Raw genomic sequence first — 4,457 nt, forward strand, 5'->3', positions numbered from 1 at the left:
ACCGCCCCCCGCGGGGGGCGGGGGGGGGGGGGCCCGCCCCCGGGGGGTCGGGGGGGGCGGCGCGCGGCCCCCGCGCCGATGAAGTACACCGTCATCGTGTTTCTCCTTGAGCGGCTTGAGCGGCTTGAGCGGCTTCGACCGATCCCCCGGGATCGGCGGCGTTCCCGCCAGGGCCTCGGGACGTGGGCGGTTTGGCGGCGGACCACTGGGTCACCGGCATCGCCTGCCGCCAGCCGGTGAAGGCGCCGACCGGGGTGGCGTGGGAGACGGCGAGGCGGACGAGGTCGCCGCCGTGGCGGCGGTACCAGTCGGCGAGCAGCGCCTCGGACTCCAGGGTCACGGTGTTGGCCACGATCCGGCCGCCCGGCGGCAGGGCCGCCCAGCACGCCGCCAGCACTCCGGGCGCCGTCAGGCCCCCGCCGATGAACACCGCGTCGGGGGTGGGCAGTCCGGCCAGCGCGTCCGGGGCGGCGCCGGTGACGACGGTCAGCCCGGGTACACCGAGCGCGGCGGCGTTGCGGCCGATGCGCTCGGCGCGCACCGGGTCGCGTTCGACCGAGACCGCCCGGCAGGTGCGGTGGGCGCGCATCCACTCCACGGCGATGGAGCCCGAGCCGCCGCCGATGTCCCACAGCAGCTCCCCGGGGGCGGGGGCGAGCGCGGCGAGGGTGGCGGCCCGCACATGGCGCTTGGTCAGCTGGCCGTCGTGGTCGTACGCCGCGTCGGGCAGCCCCGGGGCGAGCGACAGCGGCCGGGCGCCGTCCGCCGGGGCGCAGTCGACGGCGATGACGTTGAGGGGGTCGCCGGGCGGATGGGGCCACTCCTCGGCCGTGCCCTCCACACAGCGCTCCCCCGCGCTCCCCAGTTGCTCCAGCACCCGCATCCGGCTCGGGCCGAAGCCGCGCTCCCCGAGCGATCCGGCCACCTCGGCCGGCGTGTCGGCGCCCGCGCTGAGCACGAGCAGCCGCCGGCCTGCGTAGAGCTCACGGTTCAGCGTGGCCAGGGGGCGGCCAACCAGGCTGACCACCTCGGTCTCCTCCAGCGCCCAGCCGAGCCGCGCACAGGCCAGGGAGACGGACGACGGATGGGGCAGCACCCGCATCCGCTCGGCGCCCAGCAACTCGGCCAGGGTGCGGCCGATGCCGAAGAACATGGGGTCGCCGCTGGCCAGCACGGAGATCCGCCGCCCGGTGTGCGCGGCGAACAGCCCGGGGACGGCGGGGCGCAGCGGGGACGGCCAGGGCACTCGTTCGCCGGGGCACTCCGGCGGCAGCAGGCCCAGCTGGCGCCGTCCGCCGATGACCACCTCGGCCGTGCGCAGCGCCTCGCGGGCGGCGGGGCCGAGCCCCTCCCAGCCGTCGGCGCCGATGCCGATGACGGTCACGGGGGGAGGTGGCGGCGGGCTCACGGTGGTCACCTTCGCGGGTCGGGGACAGTCCACGAAACTCTGTCCACGAAACTCTACTGACCTGCTACGACGCCCCGGCCCCCGGCTCCCGCTCCAGACCGCGCTCCTCCGGCTCCAGGTCCCGCTCCCCCGCCTGGTCCCGCCCCGGCCCGCGCTCCAGCTCGGCCAGCGCGAGCAGTTGCTCGACGGTCATGTCCTCGGGGATCGGTACCGGCGCCGGGGTACGCAGCGGCGGCTGCCAGCCCTCGTCCGGGGCCCAGCGCCGTATGATCCGGGCCGGCGCCCCGGCCACCACGGCGTGGTCGGGCACCTCGCCCCGTACGACGGCGCCCGCCGCGACCACCACATTGCGGCCCAGCCGCGCCCCCGGCAGGATCACCGCGCCCGCGCCCAGCCAGCTGCCGGGGCCGATGTGGACGGGCGCGGAACGTGGCCACTGGTGGCCGATGGGCCGGTCCGGATCGTCGTAGGAGTGGTTGTCGCTGGTCACATAGACGTACGGGCCGCAGAAGACATCGTCGCCGAACTCCACGCACACGGAGGCGATCACATGGCTGCCCCGGCCCAGCACCACGCCGTTGCCCATGCGCAGCACCGGTTCGGGGCCGAGGTCCACGTCGGGCATCATGCCGGCGGTGAGGGTCACCTGCTCGCCGATGACGCAGTGCTCGCCGAGCTCGATCCACGGTTCGCCGAAGAGGGTGCCCTGGGGGAACGCCAGCCGGGTGCCGACGCCGATGCGGCCGAAGCGGTACGGGCCGGGGCGCTCGGCCGTCACGGCGCCGGCGCGCTGGACGGCGTGCCATCCGCGGTGGACCAGACGGGAGATGACGCGCCCGTACCAGCCCCGCCAGGATGAGAACCGGTTCTCGTTCTTCGGCATTCGCCCACCGTATCGGCCCGGCGGACGGCCGTCCGCCGCACCCCGGCGGCCCGGACGCCTCTGGGACGTCGTCTCATTGGGCATGCTCGGTAGTCTGAAGCTCGCGCTGATCGTGGAACGCTTGGTGCCCGCCGCGTCCGGCCCCCGGCCGGGTGGTCCGCCCGGCTCCCGAGGGCGACGGGCGGACGGTTGTACGCGACGCGACGTGTCGGCATGCCCAAGGCGGCGGGAGACAACTGGGCACGCTGGAGGCTGTGATCAGTGCGTGGGGGACACGGTCACGGTCGGCCTCACCACGTAGGGCGCGGTCTCAGGGCTTCAGATCTCCGGGCCACAGGTACGCGTCCTCGGGGACCCCGTCGTCGTGGAACCATGCCGTGAGGAAGCCGCCGAGGTCCTGGCCGCTGATCTTCTCGGCGAAGGACTCGAAGTCGGGCCAACTCGCGTACGTGCCGCGCCGCGTCTGCGGCCATTCCTTGATGATCCGGTGGAACGCGCTCTCGCCGACCTGACGGCGCAGCGCGTGGAGTGCGAGCGGTCCCTTGTTGTAGGTGCTGATCCCCGGCGGCTTGTCGGGCCGGTAGAGCCTCTGCCACCAATCGGTGTCGTCCTTGTGCTCCTTCACCTGCTCGCGGTAGCGAGAGTCGAGATCGACGCCGTCCTTCTCCTCGTCCCACAGCCAGGTGGCGTACGAGGCGAGGCATTCGCTCAGGCAGGAGTCGACCTCCCCGTCGTCGGCCACCGCGTTCCCGTACCACTCGTGACTCTGCTCGTGGACGACGACGTCGAGGGTCATGTAATGCTCGTTCAGCTCCGTATCGCGGAACCGGTCCTTGGGCCAGGACACCTCCGTGCCGTCCGCACCCGTCGTCGTGAGGCCGGAACCGCCCGGCCCGCCGGGGTTGGCCAGCAGGACGCCACGACGCGAGGCGGGGTCGGCGGCGGGCTGACGGCTGACCGCGATCGAGATACGCCGTCCGTCGGGATCGGCGTAGTCCAACGGCACCTTGATCGTGGCGCACTCCACCGCCGCGTCGAACTCGCACGCGCTCCACCGCACTTCCTGCTCATGGAACTCACGCAAGCCGGTCCGGCCTCGGCCTCGGCCCCGGCCTCGGTGATGACGGCATCGGTGACCAGGAGGCCGCACACCGAGGCCACCAGCGCCGACGACAGGGCTACGCGTTGGAAAGGGGTCATCCCGTCCTCCTTGGGGTCGCGACATGGCTCACCCTCCGCGCGGGTGACCTGCGCCCACCCTTCGAGGTGGGTGTCCCCTCCGGATCCGAGCAATGTCGCGGTCCTGTCGCGACGTGCGAACGCGGCGCCGCGTGATACCCGGAGCGTCTACGGGAGGCGGGTGGAAGGGTGCAGGCGGTCGCGCCATCGATGCGTACGGTCTCGCGGACCGGTTCCGACAGCCGCCCCCGCTCGGCAAGGCGCAGCACCGGGACCAGGCCGGCTTCAGCGACCGGATCGGGGGCGTCGAACACAGCGGACACCGCACCTGGCGGCATCAAGAATGCGTCCCGGAGATGCGCCTCCCGGTGGATAGAGGCTCAGTGCCCCGGCGCCTCGCGTAGCACGCAGTCGCCGCACAACCCGCCGCCGGGCACCCGGTAGTAGAGACAGCAGGTGCGGCGCCGGTAGCCGAGCGGCGCGGTGCTGAGGGTGCCCGCGTCGCGCAGCGGCGGGTGGTCGAGCTGGGCGCGCGCCAGCTCGACGGCCCGGTCCGCCGCCTCGTCGAGGCCACGCGCCCGGCACCAGTCGTGCAGCACCCGCAGCGAACCGACCAGCGCCGAGGCCGCGTTGCCCCACAGCAGCCGCCCCGAGACCCGGTACGCCCGCTCGATGGCCTGGTGCAGCGGCACCAGATGGACGCATGCCGCGGTGCCCACCGGTCCGGCGAGTCCTCCCGGTTCGCCCATCACGGACGGCGCGCCGGGCCACCACAGGTCGTCGGGGGCGACCCGCCCGGGGTTCCACCACAGCCGGTCGGGCCGGAGGTGGGGCACCCCGCCGGAGAGGGCCGCCGGGCCGAGCGCGAGCGACCACACCCGGGCGGCGAGCCCCTGGAAGACGAGCGAGGCCGCGACCCTCGGTTCATCGGTGCGCAGGGTCGCGGCGGCCGCCGCGCCACCGGCGCCCCGCACCCGCCCGGCGGCG

General features: G+C 74.4%; 4 protein-coding genes. All 4 read right to left on the reverse strand.

Annotation, left to right across the window (positions count from 1 at the left end):
* Positions 1–91: 91 nt before the first annotated feature.
* Positions 92–1,408: a precorrin-6y C5,15-methyltransferase (decarboxylating) subunit CbiE gene (cbiE, locus tag ACFXB5_RS21850; protein WP_385210373.1), complete on the reverse strand. Its 1,317-nt coding sequence runs from the start codon at positions 1,406–1,408 to the stop codon at positions 92–94.
* 64 nt (positions 1,409–1,472) lie between these two features.
* Entirely contained in the window at positions 1,473–2,291 is an 819-nt protein-coding gene (locus tag ACFXB5_RS21855; RefSeq protein ID WP_385210375.1) for an acyltransferase, read from the reverse strand.
* A gap of 310 nt (positions 2,292–2,601) precedes the next feature.
* Positions 2,602–3,375 carry a M1 family aminopeptidase gene (locus ACFXB5_RS21860; protein WP_385210378.1) on the reverse strand — a complete coding sequence of 258 codons (774 nt, stop codon included), beginning with the start codon at positions 3,373–3,375 and terminating at the stop codon, positions 2,602–2,604.
* Positions 3,376–3,850: 475 nt separating this feature from the next.
* On the reverse strand, positions 3,851–4,457 hold a 607-nt coding region (locus tag ACFXB5_RS21865), incomplete at its 5' end, for a (2Fe-2S)-binding protein (RefSeq protein ID WP_385210381.1).

It is taken from the genome of Streptomyces sp. NPDC059455, from assembly GCF_042750115.1.
Lineage (GTDB): Bacteria > Actinomycetota > Actinomycetes > Streptomycetales > Streptomycetaceae > Streptomyces > Streptomyces endocoffeicus.